We start from the raw sequence: 19,794 nt of genomic DNA, 5'->3' as shown, positions 1-19,794 counted from the left end.
GTGAAAAGCATTGAGGAGATTTATCAGGAATTAAAGGACGCTTTCGCGGAGCGGGCCGGATTTGACCCCGACGACGGCTGCGATCTGGCGGTGCGGCTTTGGGCCGCCGCGGCACAGATCCAGGCGCTGGGGGTACAGGCGGACTGGGTGCTGGACCAGAGCTTTCCCCAGACGGCGGAGGGCGTCTATCTGGACCGCCACGCAGCCATGCGGGGAATTACCAGAATGCCGGCCGTGCAGGCGGTCGGCGCACTGCGCTTTTCGGTCAAGGTCGCGCCGACGGAGGCACTGCACATTCCCGCAGGGACGGTATGCATGAGCGCGGACGAGGGCCGCTTTCAAACGACCCAGGAGGCTGTCATTGCCTCGGGAGCGCTCTATGCGGATGCATCCGCCGAGGCGCTGGAGGGCGGCAGCGGCGGCAATGCGATTGCCGGAGCGGTCTCGATCCTGACGGCCTGTCCGATGGCTGTGACGGGCTGCACCAATCCGGCGGCCTTTACCGGCGGCAGCAATGAAGAGGACGATGAATCGCTGCGAAGGCGTATTCTGGAAAGCTATCTGAGACTGCCAAACGGCGCCAATGCCGCGTGGTACGAAACCACCGCCATGGCCCACACCGGCGTTGCCGCAGCCAGAGCGGTGGGCCGGGCCAGAGGAATCGGCACCGTGGATGTGTATATTACAACGGAAAGCGGACTGCCGGGGGAGGAACTGCTGGCAGAGGTGACGGCGGCACTGTCCCAAAAACGGGAGATTGCCGTGAATGTACAGGTGAAGGCACCGACGACCAGCGCGGTGAATGTGGAAGTGGCGCTGGCGGCAGAAAAAAACACGGAATTTGCCACCGTGAAGGCGGCTGCGGAGCAGGCAATCCTCGGCTTCTTTAACGGACGCCTTTTGGGAATGCCGGTTCGCCTGGCCGAGCTGGGCAGCCGACTGTACGCGCTAAAGGGCGTGGAAAATTACCGCATTTCGCAGCCTGCCGCTGATTTGGCGGCCAGCGACACGGTGCTGCCGGTCATAGGGACGCTGACGGTGACAGAACTGGAGGAGTAAAGCATGTATGAAGAATACCTGCGCCGGCTGCTGGAACCCCTTGGCGTGTATGCTTTTACGGAAAACAGCATCAGCGGAGCGGAGATTTGCGCGCTGGGCGCGGGGCTGGATGCAATCGGCGACCAGCTGGAAACGGCGGAAAAAGAAGCGCTGACGGCCACGGCGGAGGAAGAAGGACTGCGGCGCAGAGAAAACCTTTTTGCCCGCAGGAGCGCCGCTGCAACCGCAGAGGACCGGCGGGCTGCAATCGCGGCGCTGTTACAGATCGACGGGGACAGCCTGACGCCGAGTGACATCAACCGCACCATCCTTGGCTGCGGTATCCGCGCCCGGGCCATGGAAATTGACACCGGACATCTCCAGGTAATTTTTCCGGACGTGGGCGGCGTCCCGGCGGAGTTTGACCAGATTCGGGACATCATTCTGGACATCCTGCCCTGTCATCTGGAGGTGGAGTTCTACTTCCGGTACATGACATGGACAGAATGCGAGCGCGGCGGCTACACATGGGCGATGGTGGAGGCGGCAGGACACACCTGGGATACCTTCCAAATGGCGCCACCAGCGGAGGATTAACTGAATGGAACAGGGAGAGAGCGTCCGCCTTGCGGGACTTGAGGAGAAAGTGGCAGGCATCCAGAGACGGGTGGCCCGGCTGGAAGAGGATCAAACGGCGCTGAACCGGCTAGCCACCGCCGTTGAGGTGCTGGCAACCCGACAGGAAAGTATGGGGGCCACGCTGGATCATCTCAACGAAAAGGTGTCCGTGCTGGAGGCGAAGCCCGGTCGGCGGTGGGAGAGCCTTTCCGACAAACTGCTGTATGCGGCGGCGGGCGCTTTCTTGGCATGGGTTTTGGCGGGAATGCCGGGAGCGTGAGAGAATGCAGACTGGAAAAAGAAAACGAATGGGATTTACAAATCGGGCGGCGACGGCGGTCCTGATAGAAGATCTTCTGGTTACGCTGGGATGCCTGATCCTGTGCTTTTTATCTATTGGACGGAATTTTGACGGAAGCCTTCCGTATCTTTCGGCGCTGATCGCGCTGGAGCAGGTGAAGGTGAGCGTTGTACTGCCGTTTGTAATCAACAAGTCCAAAGCGGAAAATACCCGGGGCGGCATCACGTATGAAACGGCGATCCAGACCACACAGCCCCGGGTGGATTGCTGAGAGGAGAAAAAATGACGGAAATTCTTAGAAAATTAAAAAGCCGAAAGCTGTGGCTGGCGCTGGGCGGTCTGTTCGCGGGGGTCGCGATGGCGTTCGGCGTAGACAGCGGAGAGCTGCACACGTTGGCGGGCGCCGTGACGTCGGTTGCGTCCGTGGTGGTTTACATTCTGACGGAGGGCAACATTGACGCCGCGGCAATCGGCACGGCTGCCAAGCAGGTGCAAGAGGCCGCAGAGACGGTGACCGGACATGACGGCGACGAAAATTCTTGAGCTGGCGCGCAAAGAGCTATCAGTCAAAGAGGCGCCCGCCGGAAGCAATTGCGTAAAATACAACACGGCCTATTATGGCCGAAAGGTTTCGGGGGCGGCGTATCCGTGGTGCTGCGTGTTTTTGTGGTGGCTTTTCCAAAGCGCCGAGGCCCCGGAACTGTTTTACGGCGGCGGACGCACGGCGTCCTGCGGGGCGCTGATGGCGTATGCAAAACAGCACCGGCAGTATGTGACGGAGTATCGGGCGGGCGACTTGGTGTTTTTCCGATTCAGCGGGCAGGGCGGACCGGAACACGTGGGAATCGTCCTGGAGGTACGGGCGGACGCACTGGTCACCATTGAGGGAAATACCGGGGCCGGAAATGACGCCAACGGCGGGCAGGTCCAACAGCGCGTTCGACGGCTGGGCACTGCGCTGGGGGCCTTCCGGCCCAATTATGAGGAGGATGAAATGGACCAGACAACGTTCAACGGCTTGGCCGATGCCTGGCTGGAAAGCCGGGCGGAATTGGAACCGAGCATCGACACGGAGGAGGGCCGCAGCGCCCGGTCCTGGGCGGAAGAGCAGGAGATCATTCTGGGAGACCGGTCGGGACGGAAACAGTATCGCAGCTTCTGCACCCGGGAGCAGGTTTTGCTGTTCCTTTACCGGATGATGGAAAAAATAAAACGGTGAAAGTAGAAAGCCAAACCCTTTTCCCTGAATTGACATGGGCTGCGAAGTATTATAGAATAGCGCCACGAAGGGGTGGTGCCAATGGGACTGGAAGCCTATTTCCCGGCATGGGATCAATTGAGCGAAGCGGAGAGAGCTTTGCTGCGCGCATCGGCAACAAAGCGTACGGCGAAAAAGGGAACGCTTTTGCATAACGGCTCCGCGGACTGTGTCGGGCTTTTTGTGATTTGCTCCGGGCAGCTGCGGGCATTCATTCTCTCGGAGGAGGGAAAAGAGGTCACCATTTACCGCCTTTTTGAGCGGGACCTGTGCCTGTTTTCCGCCTCCTGCATCATGAACAGCCTGCAATTTGAGATCACAATTGAAGCGGAAAAGGATTCCGAGCTCTGGGTCATTCCGGCGGAGGTCTATAAGCGCCTGATGGACCAGTCCCTCGCGGTGGCCAACTACACCAATGAACTTATGGCGGCGCGGTTTTCCGAGGTCATGTGGCTGATTGAGCAAATCATGTGGAAGAGCTTTGACAAGAGGCTGGCATCGTTTCTGCTGGAGGAGAGTACGCTGGATGGCAGCGACACCCTGCAAATCACCCATGATAAAATTGCAGCCCATATGGGGACGGCGCGGGAAGTCGTTACAAGAATGCTCCGCTACTTTCAGTCGGAGGGCATGGTGCGCTTGAGTCGCGGAGCCATCGAGCTGAAGGATCGGGCGGGGCTGCGGAAACTGGCCGGGTGAACAGCGCGAAAGTATTCAAGTACATAAAAAGAAGGCGCACATTCCGAAGAATGTGCGCCTTCTTTTTATGTACAGAAACAAGGGCGTGCCGACGCAGGCCCGATCAAATATCGGATACTCTGGTCCGCCAAGAGATCTCGGCGTCCAACTCCTTTTTCAGCTTTGCGTTTTCTGTGGTCAATTCATCATAGTGACGGCTTTGAATATAATATTTGACAAAGCTGAATGTGGCCTCCTGAAACTCCTCTTCCGAGTACTGGGGCAGAAGGGACCCGTTGATCCGCCGGAGTCCCTGCACGGAAATGACCACAAGACGGCGGTTCTTTTCCGACAGCTGAATGATCTTCAGATTTTCCGGAATATCCAGCTTCAAATCGTATATGGAGTTGACATTTTCCAGCAGTTTGCGTTGCTCGGGTTTTGCCGAGACAATCACGCCGTATTTTTCAAACAGACTTTTCAAATAATCGGCGGAAACTTCCTCTCTGGTAATGGTCCCTTTGCCAATTCCCGAAAACATCGTATTGGAAAGAGAAAAGCTGACAAATACCTCGTTGCCTGTTTTGGGATAGCTCATGATCGTTTACCTCCCGATGTGTTCTTAGATTTAGATCACTGGGGCGTCGCCTCTTCTGCAATCAGTATATCATACGTTGCGTAAAAAGCAATATAAATTTGCGCAAACAATGCGCAACAATAAATGACGCCGCCGACCAGACTCCGGGCATCGACAAAAAGAACACGTTTCGGGGCTTTTTTAGGATAGCCGCTTCTCCAGAAGAACCAAATGAATGCCGTCAAGCCCGTTAAAGACGCATGGAACGATGCCCGCCTCCGCATAACCGAGCTTGCTGTACAAAGCGCGCGCGTTGGCGTTTTTTTCATTTGTGTCGATTCTGAGATAGTTGCACCCGTGGGATTTGGCATAGTTTTCATAAAATGCCACAAAGCTTCGACCATAGCCTTTTCTTGCCGCCCCGGGGGAAATCACCAGGGTATGGAGCACCATGACTTCCTGGTCGGACGCGGCATAGCGCCAGTTCGCCCCGCGGTAGACATCCACCTGCTGTTGGTTGATGATCCCGGTTCCAACGATCTTTCCGTCATCCTCCTGCACAAACAGGTCGCCCCGGTTCAACGCAAGCTCCGCAGTTGCGGCGGTGGGATAGATGCCGCGCTTCCATCCGATGGTGACAAGACCGCTTTCTTCCGCAGTGTGAATCGCTGAAAATATGGCTTCAATGGCGGGCAAATCCGCCGCCGTTGCGTTCCGAATATCCATTTGCAGTACCTCCGGCTGGTTTTACAGCCCGTAAATTTTCGTTTCGGCCCTTTGCCGTGAAAGCGAAGAAACGCCCCGTCCACCCCAAACCGAAGCCCAGCATTCCCGTTCCCTCGCGGCGAAGCCCAGTGAAACGGGTTCACCGCGAAAGCGAAGAAATTCCCTGTCGGGCTAAGAAGCCTCGCCCGCAGGCGGGGATTCGTGCCAAACAGGGAATTTCAGAGTTGGTACCGGTGGTGGGACTCGAACCCACACGGTGTCGCCACCGGCGGATTTTGAATCCGCTACGTCTACCATTCCATCACACCGGCGAAACTTTTTTCATTATACAGGAAGAAAAAGAAAATTTCAAGAGGAAATTTACTTCCTTTGAAAAAATGAATGGAACGTAAAATGCGGGAAAAATCAGAAGAAAGGCTACACAAAGTTTGAAGAACGTGTTATCATATATCAATTAAAGTATGCATTTTTGGAAGGGAGTGAAAGCCGATGCGGCATTTTTTTCGCCTTTTGGCGCTGACGGGTGCGCTGGTGCTGACGGTGATACTGGCAAGCGGCTGCAGCTCCGATATCAATTTGACGTTCAATCCCCAGGAGTTATACAGCCTTCCAAAGCTCCCGGCGAAGTATACGGAGCTGAACAACCGAATCAATGAAATCTTGAAAGACGGCGCGGAATACGCTGCGCCGGTGGCGGGAACCAATATTCAGCCCGTGCAGCTGCGGGATTTGAACGGAGACGGACGGGAGGAGGCTCTGGCCTTTTTTCGGAATACGTCGGATGAAAAACCGCTGAAAATCTATGTGTTTACCGCCGCCGGAGAGACGTATGAGCAGACGGCGGTGATCGAGGGAAGCGGAACGGCTATTTACAGCATCGCGTACAACGATCTGGACGCAGACGGCCAGACGGAGCTCATCGTGGGCTGGCGGGCCAGCACGGAGCTCCAGGCGCTGACGGTCTATGCGCTGCGCCCCAACGGACCGCTGGAGCTGGTTCGCACGGATTACGTGAAATACGGCGTGCTGGATCTGGACGAAAATCAATTACAGGAGCTGGTGGTCCTGCGGTCCGTGCCGGACGGGGAAGGCGCCGCCGATTATTACAGCTGGAACAGCGGCGCGCTGAAGGTCCGCTACTCCGTCCGAATTTCCATGACGATGGCGGAGCTGAGCCAGCAGGGCCGGGTGACCCGGGGAACGCTGTGCGGCGGGGAACCTGCGCTGTTCATCACCGGTGTGGTGGAGTCCGCGCGAACCGTCACGGATATTCTGGCCATTCGCAATGGGGAGCTGACCAATGTCGTGCTTTCCGCCGCCACGGGCGTCTCCACGGAGACGGCGGTGTTCCGGTCCCTGTACCCCACGGACATCAATGGGGACGGGCTGACGGAAGTACCCAAGCCTGCGTTTTTGCCCGCGTGGGAAAACAGTACCGATTTTTACCAGCGGATCGATTGGAGCTGCTATACGATCGACGGCAAGGCCGAAACAGTGATGAGCACCTACCATGATACGGAGGACGGGTGGTACTTCCAGCTGCCGGAAAAGTGGTTTGACCAGATTTTGGTGAGCCGCAGTGTGGTGCCGGACGAGGCCGCCGTCACCTTCTATATTCGAAACGGGCGCGGACAGGCGTCTGAGCCGTTTTTACGGATCGTTGCCATCACGGGGACCAGCCGGGAAAACCGGGCGGTGCGCGGGAATCGCTTCAACCTTGTCCGGAAGGCGGAAACCATCTATGTGGCGGAATTGCTGGAGGCCAATGAGACCTGGGAGTACGGCATGACGGAGGACGAGGTAAGGGCCGCGTTCAGTCTGATTACCGGGGAATGGACGGAAGGCGACAACTGAGAAAGGATGCAATCCATGAAGAAAGTATTGGTTTTGGAAGACGAATCCAGTATTCGCAGTTTTATCGTCATCAATCTGCGCCGGGCGGGGTATGACGTCATTGAAGCGGAAACCGGCGAAGAGGCGCTGGAGCGCCTGAAGGAGAATCCCAACACCAAGGTGGCGCTTTTGGACATCATGCTGCCCGGAATCGACGGGTTTGAGGTCTGCCGCCGGATTCGGGCCACCAACATGAAGATCGGGATCATCATGCTGACGGCCCGCTCTCAGGAAATGGACAAGGTGACGGGCCTCATGACCGGAGCCGATGACTATGTGACAAAGCCCTTTTCTCCGGCAGAGCTGACCGCGCGGGTAGACGCGCTCTTTCGCCGCTCCGGCGGGGAGGAGGCGCCCCAAACGGGCGAAATCCAGCAGGACCCGTTTTTGCTGAATACGCGAAACCGGACGCTGGAAAAGAACGGACAGCGCATCAAGCTGACGCAGGTGGAGTATTCCATCATGAAGGTGTTTATGGAGAATCCCGGAAAGGCCCTCTCCAGAGAGGAAATTCTGGATATGGTCTGGGGCCGGGATTACTTTGGGGAGCTGAAGATCGTGGATGTGAACATCCGGCGTCTGCGGCTGAAGATCGAGGACAACGTGCAAAACCCCATGTACATCACGACGGTCTGGGGCTTTGGGTATAAATGGGGCTTTTAAAATAGTGATTGCCGGTGCGTACCGGAGAGGGCGGTGAGGACCTGTGGCGGAGGAAGAGAAAAATTTAAAATGGAAAACCCTTCGGCTGCGGGGCCTGCGGCAGCGGTGGATTTTTAATACCGTGACGCCGGTGATGGTTTTGCTGATTTTGCTGGTGGCACTATTTTCCACCGGCGTTTCCAGCTATTACTACCGGTCTATGCTGGACGGACTGGAAAAGCAGGCGCAGGCGCAGGCCGGCGCATTCAACGACTACTTCATGGATAACGGCTATACCAACTACTATCAAAAGGCCATGCAGTCCACCAGTGATTTTGAGGACAAGGATCACGTGGAAATGCAGTTTATCAGCAGCAGCGGCCGCATCCAGATCTCCTCGACCTCCAATCTGCTGGCGGGCACCGCGCCCGGCACGGACGACATCACCCAGGCCATCGCCAAAAATCAGACGGCGGTGTACCGCGGGCGGGACGCCGAAACGGGAGAGAACATTCTGGCGGTCTCCCATCCCCTGACCTCCAACGGCAAGGTGGTGGGCGTCATGCGGCTGGTCACCTCCCTGCGGGCGGTGAACCGGCAGGTAATGCTGGCGCTGCTGGCGATTTGTCTGGTGGCCGCGCTGTCGCTGGCGCTGGTTGTGATCTCCAATCTGCTGTTCATCAACAACGTGGTGGAGCCGGTGGCCGTGGTGACGGAGGCGGCCAAGCGGATTTCCGCAGGCGGCTATGGCTTCCAGATCGAGAAAAAATATACGGACGAGCTGGGCGAGCTGGTGGATAATATCAACGACATGTCCTTGAAAATCGGACAAAACGAGAAGATGAAGGGCGAGTTTATCTCCTCCGTTTCCCACGAGCTGCGCACGCCGCTCACCGCCATCAACGGCTGGGGCGAGACGATTTTGGAGGACCCCACGGGAGACCCCATGCAGCTGCGGCGGGGCATCCGCATCATTTTAAACGAATCCCGCCGTCTTTCCACCATGGTGGAGGAGCTGCTGGAATTTTCAAAAATGGAGGACGGCCGCTTTACGCTCCGCGTGGAGCAGGTGGATTTGCAGGCGGAATTTGAGGATGCCATCTTTACCTACCGGGAGCTGTTCCGGCAGGAGGGGATCGAGCTGGACTACGAGTCCGGCGACGCCGAACTGCCGCCCATCTCCGGCGATCCGGAACGGCTCAAGCAGGTTTTTTGCAATGTGCTGGACAACGCGGCAAAGCACGGCGGCTCCGGCAAGCATATCTCCAGCTCCATCTGCGAGGAAGGCGGGCAGCAGGTGGTCCGCGTCCGGGACTACGGCCCCGGCATTCCAGAGGCGGAGCTTCCCTACGTGAAGCAAAAATTTTACAAGGGTTCCTCCAAGGCCCGGGGCAGCGGCATCGGCCTTGCGGTCTGCGATGAGATCATCGCGCTCCACGGCGGAACGTTTACCATCGGCAACGCGGAGGGCGGCGGCGCCGTCATCACCATCCGCCTGCCGGAAAAAGATTAAAAGTAGAACTAATGTTTGATTTCTGGAAAAGAATCTGATAGAATGGGTCAATAGAAAGGAAAGCTCATGGCAGAAAAGAACTCCTGTGCCTTTCGCACCAGCATTGGCGGACAGGCGCTTATCGAAGGCATCCTGATGCGCGGACCGGAAAAGCAGGCCATCGTGGTCCGGGATCAGGAGGGCAAGCTGGTGGAAAAGGTGGAGGCGCTGAAGCTGGTCCGGGACCGCTACCCCATCCTCGGGGTGCCGCTGATTCGCGGCACGGTCAATTTTTTGGACTCCATGGTCAACGGCGTGAAGGCGCTGATGTACTCCGCGGACTTTTATCCGGAGGAGGAGAGCGTCCAGCCCTCCAAGCTGGAGCAGTGGATGGAAAAGCACCTGAGCAGCAAGAAGGTGGAAAGCGCCGTCGTGGCGCTGGCCGTGGTGCTGGGCGTTGGCATGAGCGTCTTTTTGTTCATGGTGCTGCCCACGTTTCTCACCGGCGGACTGCTGCACTTTTTTCCGGATTTCCCGCTGTGGGGGCGGAATCTGGTGGAAGGTCTGTTTAAAATCGTGATCTTCATGCTCTACCTGGTGGCTTGCTCCAGACAGAAGGATATTTTTCGGGTTTTTCAGTATCACGGCGCGGAGCATAAGACCATCTTTTGCTACGAGGCGGGCTTGCCGCTGACGGTGGAAAATGTCCGGGTGCAGCCCCGCCACCATCCCCGGTGCGGGACAAGCTTTTTATTTGTGGTGATTTTTGTGTCGATCCTGCTCTCCAGCGTGGTGTTCGGCATCTGGCCCATCACCAACGTCTGGCTGCGGACGGCGGTGCATCTGCTGCTGCTGCCGCTGGTGGTGGGCATCACCTATGAGTTCAACCGCTGGGTTGGCCGCCACGTGCAGGAGAGCGCCTTGGCAAAGGCACTGACGGCCCCGGGGCTGTGGATGCAGAACTTCACCACCAACGAGCCGGACGACAGCATGATCGAGGTCGCCATCCGGTCTTTGGAGCTGGTGCTGCCCAGTGAAAAGGGGAAGGACGCGTGGTAAGGCCGCGGCGGTCCCTGTCAGCGGAGAAATCCGCCAATTAACCGTAACGGAGCGTATCATGGCTATCACATATAACAATCTATATTTGGATATTCGTCAGCAGCTGCGGCGCTCCGGCATGGACGCCGCCACGCTGGAGGCCCGGGAACTGGTGTGCTTTGGAACCGGAAAAAGCCGGGAGGAATTGAGCCGCAGCGGCGGACTGTATGCCTCACCCGAGGTGGAGAGCCGCGTGCGGAGTCTGGTGGAGCGTCACCTTGCGGGGGAGCCGGTGGCTTACCTCATCGGGGAGTGGGAATTTTACGGCTTGCCGCTGGACATTTCCCGGGACGTACTGATCCCCCGGCCGGACACAGAGGTTCTGGCGGAGCAGGCCATCGGCTATATCAAAACGCTGGGCGATTGCCGAGTGCTGGACCTGTGCGCCGGCAGCGGCTGCATCGGTCTTGCCGTGGCGGCGCAGGCGCCCCAGGCCCGGGTGGTGCTGGGGGAGTGGTCCGACGCGGCGCTGAAGATCTGCCGGCAAAACATTCGCCGCAACGGCCTTTCTAGCCGGGTGGTGCCCATGCAGACGGACGCCCGGGAGCGGGCGGATAAGGCGCTGGGCGAGTTTCGGTGCATTGTCAGCAATCCGCCCTATATCCCCGGAGCGGATATCGAGGGACTGGACGCGTCGGTGCGGGACTATGAACCCCATCTGGCGCTGGACGGCGGCGACGACGGACTGGATTTTTACCGCAGCATTTCCGAAAAGTGGAAGGACGCGCTGGCAGTGGGCGGACGGCTGTATTTTGAAGTCGGCATCGGTCAGGCGGACAGCGTGCTGCGCATCATGCGCGCACAGGGCTTTGGCGATATTCAGGTGGTGAAGGACCTGCACGGGATTCCCCGGGTGGTGTTCGGCACGTTGTGCAAGGAAATTTAAAGGCAACCGTTTAGGAGGAGAGAATTATGGCAAAAGAGAAAGCGCCGCTGCCCTCGGCAGCGCCGGCAAGCGACAAAAAGCAGGCCATCGATTCCGCGATGGCCCAAATCGAGAAGATGTACGGCAAGGGCTCCATCATGCGATTTGGCGACCGGACCAATCTGGATGTGGATTTTATTCCCACCGGCTCTCTGGCGCTGGATGTGGCGCTTGGGATCGGCGGGCTGCCCAAGGGGCGGATCGTGGAGATTTACGGGCCGGAATCCTCCGGTAAGACAACGCTTGCCCTGCATGTGGTGGCCCAGGCCCAGAAAAAGGGCGGCGAGGTGGCCTTTGTGGACGCCGAGCACGCGCTGGACCCCTCCTATGCCCGGGCTTTGGGGGTGAAGGTGGAGGAGATGCTGATCTCCCAGCCGGATACCGGCGAGCAGGCACTGGAGATCACCGAGGCGCTGGTGCGCTCCGGCGCCATCGACGTCATCGTGGTGGACTCCGTTGCGGCGCTGGTGCCCCGGGCCGAGATCGAGGGCGAGATGGGCGACAGCTACGTGGGATTGCAGGCACGGCTCATGAGTCAGGCGCTGCGCAAGCTCACCGGCGCCATCGGCAAGACCAATACCATCGTCATCTTTATCAATCAGCTGCGGGAAAAGGTGGGCGTGATGTACGGCAATCCGGAGGTCACCACCGGCGGCCGTGCGCTGAAATTCTATTCCTCCGTGCGCATCGACGTGCGCCGGATCGAGGCGCTGAAAAACGGCTCCGAGATCATCGGCAACCGGACTCGCGCCAAGGTGGTCAAGAATAAGGTGGCCCCCCCCTTCCGGGAGGCGGAGTTTGACATCATGTACGGCGAGGGCATCACCCGGGAGGGCGAGCTGGTGGATCTGGGCGTCAAGCTGGATCTGGTGCAAAAGTCCGGCTCCTGGTTCTCCATGGGCGAGACCCGCATCGGGCAGGGCCGGGACGCCGCGAAGAAGTATTTGAAGGAGAATCCGGAAATCGCCACCCAGCTGGAGGCGGATATCCGCAAGAATTTCGATAAGCTCATGAGCAACCAGTCCCGGATTGCCGCCAAGGCGGCGGGGCGCGCCGTGGATGTAAGCGCGGACGATTTCGACGATGCGAATTGACCGCATCGAGGCGTCCAAGCACAAAAAGGGCCGCGTTCTCGTTTTTTTGGAGGACGGCGCCTGCCTGAAAATTACGGAGCAGGAGCTGCTGGATTTCGGACTGCGGAGCGGGGACGAGCTGGATGAGACGGCCCTCTCCCGATTGAAGGAGGCCGGCGGCATCTCCAATGTGAAGGCCACAGCCGCGGACCTGATCGGCAAGCGCGCCATGTCCCGCCGGGATCTGGAACGCAAGCTGCGGGAAAAGGGCGCCGGTGAGGCGGAGGCCCGCTACGCCGCCGAGTGGCTGGAGGCTATCGGCGCCATCGATGATGGCGATTATGCGCACCTGCTGGCCCAGCACTGCGCCCGGCAGGGCTACGGACCTGCCCGTGTGCGGGAAAAGCTGCGGGAAAAGGGCGTGCCCCGGGAGCTGTGGGAGGATGCCCTCTCCGCGCTGGGGGACCCGGCGGAGGCCATCGATGCCTTTTTGGCGGGCAAGCTGCGGGGCGGTCTCCCTGACGAGCGGGAGAAAAAACGCCTTGCGGACGCATTGCTGCGCCGGGGCTTTGCCTGGCCGGACGTGAAAGCGGGCCTTGGCCGGGTTGGTATGGAGACACAGGAGGACTGAGCCTTTGCCCAAGCTGCGCCGTCTGCCGCCCGCCAAGGGCCGCTGGACGGAAAAAAGCCGCTGGCGGCTTCCGTCTGGGCGGACGGTCCAACTGGGGATGCATCCTGCCTGACGGGAGCAATCCCACTGAAATAAACCGGAGGAAATCAATTTGAGTTACAATGTTGCGTTCATCTCTCTGGGGTGTGCGAAAAATCAGGTCAACTGCGAGCAGATGATGGCGTCTGTGCAGGCGGCAGGCCACGCGGTCTGCGGCGAGGCGGAGGGAGCCGACGTGGTGGTGGTCAACACCTGCGGCTTTTTGGCCTCCGCCTGCGAGGAGGCCGTTGAGAACATTCTGGAAATGGCCGAGCTGAAAAAAGCCGGGAAAGTCAAAAAAATTCTGGTCACCGGCTGTATGGCCCAGCGCTATCAGGGCGACGTTTTGGAAGAGCTGCCGGAGGTAGACGGAATTCTGGGCACCGGCAGCTACGGCGAAATCGCCGGCGCGATTGCCGAGGTGATGGAAAAGGGCCTGCGTCCCTGCCATATCGGCAATATCCATACCGCCAACCAAAGCGGCGAGCGGATTCTCTCCACGCCGCCGTGGTACGCCTATCTGCGCATTGCCGAGGGCTGCGACAACCACTGCGCCTATTGCGTCATTCCGTCCCTGCGGGGCAAGTACCGCAGCCGCCCCATGGCGGAGCTTTTGGACGAGGCGGCGGAGCTGGCGTCGGCCGGGGTGAAGGAGCTGCTGGTCATCGCGCAGGACATCACCCGTTACGGCACGGACCTGAACGGGGAGCACCAGCTGCCGGAATTGCTGCGCCAGCTTTGCAAGCTGGACTTCCACTGGATTCGGCTCCATTATCTCTACCCCGACGAGATTACCGACGATTTGATCGAGACCATCGCGGCGGAGCCGAAGATTCTGCCCTATCTGGATATCCCCATCCAGCACTGCAACGACCAAATTCTGTCCGCCATGAACCGCCGGGATACCAAGGCGGAGCTGACGGACCTGTTTGCCCGGCTCCGGGCGGCGATCCCTGGTCTGGTGCTGCGCACCAGCATCATCACCGGCCTTCCCTGCGAGGACGAGGCGGCGTTTGAGGAGTTGTGCGTCTTTTTGCGGGAACAGAGGATCGAGCGGGCGGGGGTGTTCCCCTTCTCCCCCGAAGAGGGGACCCGGGCCGCGCAGATGGACCATGTGGATACGGAAGAGGCGCAGCGCCGGGCGGAGCTGGTGGTGGACGTGCAGTCCGACATCATCGACGATTATAACGACGCGCTTCTCGGCAGCGTCCGAGAGGTCCTTTGCGAGGGCTTTGACGGCCAGTCCCAAATGTTCTTCGGCCGCAGCTATGCCGAGTCGCCGGAGATCGACGGCCGCATCTATTTTACCGCCGACGAGACGGTGGCGCCTGGGACCTTCGTCCATGTCCGCTTTACCGGCGCCATGGACGGCGAGCTGACCGGCGAGCGTGTCTGAAGGGAGAAAAACCATGAACCTGCCTAATAAATTGACACTTTTGCGCATTATATTGATTCCTGTATTTATGGGTGTGCTCTATTGGAACTTTCCCGGGGCAAGCTATGTGGCACTGGAAATTTTCATCGTGGCAAGCCTGACGGATTTGCTGGACGGAAAAATCGCCCGGAAATACAATCTGGTGACAGACTTTGGCAAGTTTGCCGATCCGCTGGCGGATAAGATGCTGGTGACGGCGGCTATGCTGTGGTTTGTGGAAGTGGGTCAGATGCCGGCTTGGGCGCTGCTGATCGTGGTGTGCCGGGAGTTTGCCGTCAGCGGCCTTCGAATGATCGCAGCCGACAAGGGGCGCGTCATTGCCGCCGGCTGGTCCGGCAAGGTCAAGACCGCCGCGACCATGGTGTGCGTCGTGCTGATGTTTTTGCCGATCCCCGCACTGCTCAACACCCTTTGCGTCTGGGTCATCACGCTGACAACGCTCTATTCGGGCGTGGAGTATTTTCTAAAGAATCGGGACGTCATCCAATCCGCCTGACGGGGTCGCCTGCGTCGCCCCGCTCTGCATGGCTTTTCGCAAAACGGGAAAATAAGCGGCAAGGGGCGTCTCTTGATGGAAGCTGTCGGCACTGGTCGAATCGTTTCCTGAAAAAGGCATTGGCGTCCAAAGAGTATTTCCCATCCCTCCGGGACACACTGTGGCGGGAGGGAGATGGATGGCACGTTGGCTTTGGCTTTTTTGGACGTATAGCTTCCTTGGTTTCCTGCTGGAAAAGGGCTTCGCGGTGGCGACGCGGTCAACGCGACGCAGGCGGCGCTGCTTTTTGCTGCTGCCGCTTTGCCCGGTGTACGGGCTGGGCGCGCTGGCAGTGCTGGCGCTGCCCCCTTCTGCGACGGATACCTTCTGGGGGCTGGCTCTGTGGGGCGGATTGGCGGCCACCGCGGTGGAATACGCCGTTCACCTGCTGTATGAGCGGCTGTTGGGCGTCCAGTTCTGGGATTACAGCGGCGTGTGGGGAAATTTGCAGGGCCGGGTGTGCGTCCCCTTTTCTGTGATTTGGGGACTGCTGCTGGCAGTGGGGCTGCCGCCGCTGCAACGGTGGATGGTGCCGCTGCTGGACGCGATCCCGGCGGCTCTCACCTACGCGATGCTGCTGCTCTTTACTGCGGACGCGCTGCTTTCCGCCCGGGTCCTGTACCAAACCGGGGAAGCGGAGTCGGTACGGTATCCCCTTTGGCAATGGAAAAAGCCTCCGGCGTAAGCCGGAGGGCTTGAGACTGTGGAAAAAGCCTATTGGCTTTTTCCACAAATGGCTTCGCTGCGCTCCGCGCCTCATATGCCCGCTTTCAGCGGACAATTCGACGCTCGCTTCGCGTAAAGTGTTTTCGCCCACGTACAAGCCGCGTCCGAAAACGGATTTAATTTTTTGCCGCCCCGGCGGCAAACTCTGTGAGACCTTTTCGACAAGCGAAGCCTCCGGCGTAAGCCGGAGGCTTTTTTTGCGTCAACGCGCTTTTTTGCAGTGAGACTTTGGCAGGGTGGAAAGGGCCCGCTTGTAGCGACACAGGTGCTCCTGACAGGCGCTGCATTGCAGGGAAGCGTTGCCGGATTCAAAAAACCGCTCCGGGTGAAGGCGGTAGGAAAGCTCCCAGCGAAAAAAGATGACCGCAGCCAAAAGGCAGGCGGAGCGGGCGTAAAAGCCCGGAAGTGCCAGCAAAGGCGTGCAGAGCATCAGGTAGTCCCAATTATAGATGCGGCAGGTGGTACAGCAGCGATTGCCCATCAGCCACACCTGGAAGGGGCAGAAAAAGAGAATGCAGACGATGTCGCATACCCCGTAAAACCCCGTGAGAAGGACTAAAAACCGCCCGTCCACCCATCCGCGCCAATAAAGCAGGAAAAAGAGTGCGTTGACTGCCGCCCAAAGAGCGAGGACGCGGAGAGCGCCCCGGTCCGCTGGCCAAATTTCTGCCTTGCCCGGCGTGTGGCCGGTGGAGAGAAAGCAGCGGGCGAATTCCTTTTGACAGCCCAGACTTTCCATGCGGGAGGGGAACAGGCGAAAAACCATGGACCCCATCAGGGCCAGCCATAAAACGAGCAAGGGGGTGGGGGAGAGGGGAGCGGCGGCAAGATCGGCGGAAAACCGCGCCGGGGCGGCCAGCGCATAGACCAGAAGGAACAAAAACGCGGCAGTGCGCGCCCCCAGAGAACAAAGATAAAACCAGCTGGTTCGATTGGTACTTTTCATGTAGAAACAGGGCTCCTTCTCTTTTCTAAACAATGCTGATCCAGCCATTGAAAGATGTCGTCATAGACGGTTTCCCGGCAGTCCTCCTGCAAAATTTCATGCCGCAGACCGGGGTAGAGCTTGCAGTGAACCTCCCGGACGCCTGCGCGCTGAAAGCTGCGGTACGCGCGATGGACGAGAGCGCCGCAATCGCCCACCGGGTCCATGGCGCCGGAGAGGAAGAGAATGGGCATGTCCAAATTCATTTTGCGAAGATTCCCCGGCCTTGCGATCTGGGAAAGGCCCCGCAGCATCTCCTGAAAAAGCCCGATGGTGGGCGCTTCCCCGCAGAGAGGGTCCGCGAGATACCGGTCTACATTTTCGCAATTGCGGGAGAGCCAGTCAAACGCGGTGCGATTGGGCGCAAAGCGCTTGTTATAGGCGCCGAAAGCCAGCCGCTCCACCACGGAGCTGACCTGCTCCCCACCGAGCTTTCGCGCCTGGGCGGCGGCGATGACTCTGCCGCCGGCAAGAAGGGCGGGGGACATCTGACCGGTGCCCATCAGAATCGCGCCGTCCACCGTGCCGGGATAGCGGATGAGGTAGGTCCGGGCCAGAAAGGAGCCCATGGAATGGCCCAGCAGAAAGAAGGGCCTGCCGGGAAACCGCTCTCCGGCAAGATTTCGGCGGGTATAGAGGTCCTGCGCCACCCAATCCCAGCTGCCCTTTGGCCCAAAGTACAGCCGGGGAGCGCCGGGACATACGGAACTGCCGTGGCCCAAGTGATCGTGCCCGACAACCGCAATGCCCCGGCTTGTCAGATAGTCCGCCAGAGGCTCGTAGCGGAGGATGTACTCGGAAACACCGTGGGAGATCTGCAAAACGGCCCGCACGTCTCCCTCCGGAACCCACTCTACCGCGTGGATGGCGGTTTTGCCATCGGCGGAGGGAAAAGAAAATTCACTGCGTACCATGGAAAATCCCGCCTCCCTGTGATATATTAAACTATCATAGCAGATTCCTCGGAAAATTTCCAGTGGAGGTTGGATATGAACGCCTATGTTGTTGCCTTGGATCAGGGGACCACGACGTCCCGCGCCATTTTGTTCAATGAAAAGGGAGAGATCGTGGCCCGGTCGCAGCACCCCTTTCGCCAGATCTATCCCCAGCCGGGCTGGGTAGAGCACGATCCCATGGAGATCTGGGCCACGGAAAAGCGGGCGCTATCAGAGGTGGTGGACGGCGCCCATATCGACCCCAAGCAAATCGCGGCGCTTGGCATCACCAATCAGCGAGAGACCACCATCCTCTGGGACCGGATCACCGGAGCGCCGGTGTACAACGCCATCGTCTGGCAGTGCCGCCGCACCGCCGCCATCTGTGACCGCCTGAGCGCGGACGGTCTGACGGAGACGGTGACGGAAAAGACCGGACTTCTGATCGACGCTTATTTTTCCGGGACGAAGATCAAGTGGCTTTTGGACCATGTGCCCGGCGTCCGGCAGCGGGCGGAGCGGGGCGAGCTGTGCGCGGGCACGGTGGACAGCTGGCTCATCTGGAAGCTCACCGGCGGCCGCGCCCACGTGACGGACTACTCCAACGCCTCCCGGACGATGCTTTTCAATATCCACACCCTGCGCTGGGATGCGGAGCTGTGCGCGGCGCTGGGGATTCCCATGTCGCTGCTGCCGGAGCCTTGCGCCAACAGCCGCGTCTACGGCTGCGTGGCGGAAAACATTCCGGGGCTGGAGGCCTTGGCGGGCCTTCCCATCTGCGGCAGCGCGGGCGACCAGCCTGCGGCGCTGTTCGGACAGGCGTGCTTTGCGCCGGGTCAGGCGAAAAACACCTACGGCACCGGCTGCTTCACCTTGATGAATGTGGGCCGTCAGCCCGTCCGTTCCCGGGCGGGGCTGGTCACCTCCGTGGGCTGGTCCGTGGGGGGAGAAACCACCTACGCACTGGAGGGCAGCGTGTTCAATGCGGGCAGCACCATCCAGTGGCTGCGGGACGAGCTGGGACTCATTGAATCCGCGCCGGAGTGCGACCGGTTGGCGGAGAGCGTCCGCTCCTCCGGCGGGGTCTACATCGTGCCGGCCTTCACGGGCCTTGGCGCTCCGTATTGGGACATGTATGCACGGGGAACGCTGGTGGGGCTTACCCGGGGCACCACCAAGGCTCACATTGCCCGGGCGGTGCTGGATGCCATCGCGTTTCAGGTGACGGATCTGGTGCGCGCCATGAATGAGGATGCACCCTGCCCCTTAACCACCCTGCGGGTGGACGGCGGCGCATCCGTCAGCGATATTTTGATGCAGACGCAGGCGGACCTGCTGCGCCTTTGCGTGGACCGCCCTGCGCAGGTAGAGACGACCGCCTTTGGCGCGGCGGCGCTGGCGGGACTGGCTGCCGGGGTGTGGGGAAGCCTGGAGGAGCTGGAGGGGCTGCGCCGCAGCCAGCACGTGTTTTGCCCCCAGCGGGAGGAAGCTGCCTGCGCCGCGGACTACCGCCAGTGGCAAAGAGCGGTGGAGCGGTCCAGAAACTGGATTGAAAACGAAGTGTAAACAAACGGGAATTTTATTGCGTTCATCATGAAAATGGGGTATACTGATGCCAAAGTCCGGTGAAAACTGGAAGAGAATGGAACTGAAAGAGGCTGAATGGCCGCAGATGAAAGGGGTTACGCATATGGCTTTTTTTGATGAATTGACCAAGAAGGCAAAGGATGTCGCCGCCGTCGCAGCCGATAAGGCGAAGGACGTCGCCGAGGTGGCAAAGATCAATGTTGCAATTGCCGGTGAGCAGAGAGAAATGGACAAGAATTACCGCACCATCGGCGAGTGGTTTGTCAGTGAGTACGAGGGCGAAATCCCCGACGCGGTCCGGGAGCTGGTGGACGCCGTGACGGCTTCCAAGGCGAGAATCGCCGAGCTGGAAGCGGGCAAGCCCTCGAAAGAGGAAGAGCCCTTTGCGGAGGAAGCGGCGCCTGCCCAGAAGAAGTGCCCCATCTGCGGCGCGGAGTCTGACAGCAAGTTTTGCCCCCAGTGCGGCGCTCCCATGGGAGAGTGATCCTGTGATATCCGGAAAGCCGATCCGAAAGGATCGGCTTTTTTTGCGTGCCGGTCCGGTTTCACTCTGGGGCGTGCCG

At 59.4% G+C, this 19,794-nt stretch carries 23 protein-coding genes and 1 tRNA gene; 19 read left to right on the top strand and 5 right to left on the bottom strand.

The features are described 5' to 3' along the window. The 7 genes from PHI30_RS03905 to PHI30_RS03875 all read left to right on the top strand — a co-directional run bounded on the left by PHI30_RS03905 (position 1) and on the right by PHI30_RS03875 (position 3,914). Positions 1 to 1,059 carry a baseplate J/gp47 family protein gene (locus PHI30_RS03905; RefSeq protein WP_300024171.1) on the top strand — a complete coding sequence of 353 codons (1,059 nt, stop codon included), beginning with the start codon at positions 1 to 3 and terminating at the stop codon, positions 1,057 to 1,059. A 3-nt stretch (positions 1,060 to 1,062) separates the two neighbouring features. Next, a complete protein-coding gene (locus PHI30_RS03900; RefSeq protein ID WP_300024168.1) occupies positions 1,063 to 1,635 on the top strand; it encodes a hypothetical protein in 573 nt (190 codons plus the stop codon). Positions 1,636 to 1,639: 4 nt separating this feature from the next. Continuing rightward, entirely contained in the window at positions 1,640 to 1,936 is a 297-nt protein-coding gene (locus PHI30_RS03895; RefSeq protein WP_300024166.1) for a hypothetical protein, read from the top strand. Positions 1,937 to 1,940: 4 nt separating this feature from the next. Next, positions 1,941 to 2,228, top strand: coding sequence for a hypothetical protein (locus PHI30_RS03890; RefSeq protein WP_300024164.1), 288 nt, complete (start codon positions 1,941 to 1,943; stop codon positions 2,226 to 2,228). An 11-nt stretch (positions 2,229 to 2,239) separates the two neighbouring features. Beyond that, a complete protein-coding gene (locus tag PHI30_RS03885) occupies positions 2,240 to 2,500 on the top strand; it encodes a hypothetical protein (RefSeq protein ID WP_300024161.1) in 261 nt (86 codons plus the stop codon). Next, positions 2,478 to 3,176: a CHAP domain-containing protein gene (locus tag PHI30_RS03880; protein WP_300024158.1), complete on the top strand. Its 699-nt coding sequence runs from the start codon at positions 2,478 to 2,480 to the stop codon at positions 3,174 to 3,176. The genes PHI30_RS03885 and PHI30_RS03880 overlap by 23 nt, the downstream gene beginning before the upstream one ends. An 81-nt stretch (positions 3,177 to 3,257) precedes the next feature. Further along, positions 3,258 to 3,914: a Crp/Fnr family transcriptional regulator gene (locus tag PHI30_RS03875; protein ID WP_300024153.1), complete on the top strand. Its 657-nt coding sequence runs from the start codon at positions 3,258 to 3,260 to the stop codon at positions 3,912 to 3,914. Positions 3,915 to 4,017: 103 nt separating this feature from the next. Here PHI30_RS03875 and PHI30_RS03870 read toward each other — a convergent pair whose 3' ends face one another. The 3 genes from PHI30_RS03870 to PHI30_RS03860 all read right to left on the bottom strand — a co-directional run bounded on the left by PHI30_RS03870 (position 4,018) and on the right by PHI30_RS03860 (position 5,507). Continuing rightward, positions 4,018 to 4,491 carry a hypothetical protein gene (locus tag PHI30_RS03870; protein WP_300024150.1) on the bottom strand — a complete coding sequence of 158 codons (474 nt, stop codon included), beginning with the start codon at positions 4,489 to 4,491 and terminating at the stop codon, positions 4,018 to 4,020. A 180-nt stretch (positions 4,492 to 4,671) separates the two neighbouring features. Then, positions 4,672 to 5,196 (bottom strand): GNAT family N-acetyltransferase, encoded by a 525-nt coding sequence (locus PHI30_RS03865; protein WP_300024148.1) that lies wholly within the window; start codon positions 5,194 to 5,196, stop codon positions 4,672 to 4,674. Between the two features lie 225 nt (positions 5,197 to 5,421). After that, positions 5,422 to 5,507, bottom strand: a tRNA-Leu gene (locus tag PHI30_RS03860). A gap of 178 nt (positions 5,508 to 5,685) precedes the next feature. Between PHI30_RS03860 and PHI30_RS03855 the strand changes: the two genes are divergently transcribed. From PHI30_RS03855 to PHI30_RS03810, 10 genes are all read left to right on the top strand, one after another. Then, positions 5,686 to 7,050, top strand: coding sequence for a VCBS repeat-containing protein (locus PHI30_RS03855; protein ID WP_300024145.1), 1,365 nt, complete (start codon positions 5,686 to 5,688; stop codon positions 7,048 to 7,050). 15 nt (positions 7,051 to 7,065) lie between these two features. Continuing rightward, positions 7,066 to 7,752, top strand: coding sequence for a response regulator transcription factor (locus PHI30_RS03850; RefSeq protein ID WP_300024142.1), 687 nt, complete (start codon positions 7,066 to 7,068; stop codon positions 7,750 to 7,752). 43 nt (positions 7,753 to 7,795) lie between these two features. Next, the gene (locus PHI30_RS03845; protein ID WP_367186328.1) at positions 7,796 to 9,244 is read left to right on the top strand and encodes a sensor histidine kinase; all 1,449 of its coding nucleotides are present in this window, start codon (positions 7,796 to 7,798) and stop codon (positions 9,242 to 9,244) included. A gap of 66 nt (positions 9,245 to 9,310) precedes the next feature. Then, positions 9,311 to 10,282, top strand: a complete 972-nt coding sequence (locus tag PHI30_RS03840) for a DUF1385 domain-containing protein (protein ID WP_300024139.1) — start codon at positions 9,311 to 9,313, stop codon at positions 10,280 to 10,282. Between the two features lie 58 nt (positions 10,283 to 10,340). Further along, positions 10,341 to 11,207 carry a peptide chain release factor N(5)-glutamine methyltransferase gene (prmC, locus tag PHI30_RS03835; protein ID WP_300024137.1) on the top strand — a complete coding sequence of 289 codons (867 nt, stop codon included), beginning with the start codon at positions 10,341 to 10,343 and terminating at the stop codon, positions 11,205 to 11,207. A 26-nt stretch (positions 11,208 to 11,233) separates the two neighbouring features. Further along, entirely contained in the window at positions 11,234 to 12,340 is a 1,107-nt protein-coding gene (gene recA / locus PHI30_RS03830) for a recombinase RecA (RefSeq protein WP_300024135.1), read from the top strand. Next, positions 12,330 to 12,950, top strand: coding sequence for a regulatory protein RecX (locus tag PHI30_RS03825; RefSeq protein WP_300024132.1), 621 nt, complete (start codon positions 12,330 to 12,332; stop codon positions 12,948 to 12,950). The genes recA and PHI30_RS03825 overlap by 11 nt, the downstream gene beginning before the upstream one ends. Before the next feature lie 151 nt (positions 12,951 to 13,101). Then, positions 13,102 to 14,424 carry a 30S ribosomal protein S12 methylthiotransferase RimO gene (gene rimO, locus PHI30_RS03820; RefSeq protein WP_300024129.1) on the top strand — a complete coding sequence of 441 codons (1,323 nt, stop codon included), beginning with the start codon at positions 13,102 to 13,104 and terminating at the stop codon, positions 14,422 to 14,424. A 13-nt stretch (positions 14,425 to 14,437) separates the two neighbouring features. Beyond that, the gene (gene pgsA, locus PHI30_RS03815) at positions 14,438 to 14,959 is read left to right on the top strand and encodes a CDP-diacylglycerol--glycerol-3-phosphate 3-phosphatidyltransferase (RefSeq protein ID WP_300024126.1); all 522 of its coding nucleotides are present in this window, start codon (positions 14,438 to 14,440) and stop codon (positions 14,957 to 14,959) included. A 178-nt stretch (positions 14,960 to 15,137) separates the two neighbouring features. After that, positions 15,138 to 15,683, top strand: coding sequence for a putative ABC transporter permease (locus tag PHI30_RS03810; protein ID WP_300024123.1), 546 nt, complete (start codon positions 15,138 to 15,140; stop codon positions 15,681 to 15,683). 243 nt (positions 15,684 to 15,926) lie between these two features. On the opposite strand, the gene PHI30_RS03805 is transcribed toward PHI30_RS03810, so the two are convergent. Beyond that, positions 15,927 to 16,670 (bottom strand): hypothetical protein, encoded by a 744-nt coding sequence (locus tag PHI30_RS03805; RefSeq protein WP_300024120.1) that lies wholly within the window; start codon positions 16,668 to 16,670, stop codon positions 15,927 to 15,929. Beyond that, entirely contained in the window at positions 16,667 to 17,623 is a 957-nt protein-coding gene (locus PHI30_RS03800) for an alpha/beta hydrolase (protein WP_300024117.1), read from the bottom strand. Before PHI30_RS03800 ends, PHI30_RS03805 begins: the two co-directional genes overlap by 4 nt. A gap of 75 nt (positions 17,624 to 17,698) precedes the next feature. Here PHI30_RS03800 and glpK point away from each other — a divergent pair, with 75 nt between their 5' ends. Further along, positions 17,699 to 19,210 carry a glycerol kinase GlpK gene (gene glpK / locus PHI30_RS03795; protein WP_300024114.1) on the top strand — a complete coding sequence of 504 codons (1,512 nt, stop codon included), beginning with the start codon at positions 17,699 to 17,701 and terminating at the stop codon, positions 19,208 to 19,210. A 124-nt stretch (positions 19,211 to 19,334) separates the two neighbouring features. Next, entirely contained in the window at positions 19,335 to 19,715 is a 381-nt protein-coding gene (locus tag PHI30_RS03790; RefSeq protein WP_300024111.1) for a zinc ribbon domain-containing protein, read from the top strand. Positions 19,716 to 19,794: the final 79 nt, after the last annotated feature.

The sequence above is a fragment of the Oscillibacter sp. genome (genome assembly GCF_028693505.1).
Lineage (GTDB): Bacteria > Bacillota > Clostridia > Oscillospirales > Oscillospiraceae > Oscillibacter.
The sequence above is the reverse complement of the archived record's forward strand: the minus strand, read 5'-3'. Positions and strand labels throughout refer to the sequence as shown.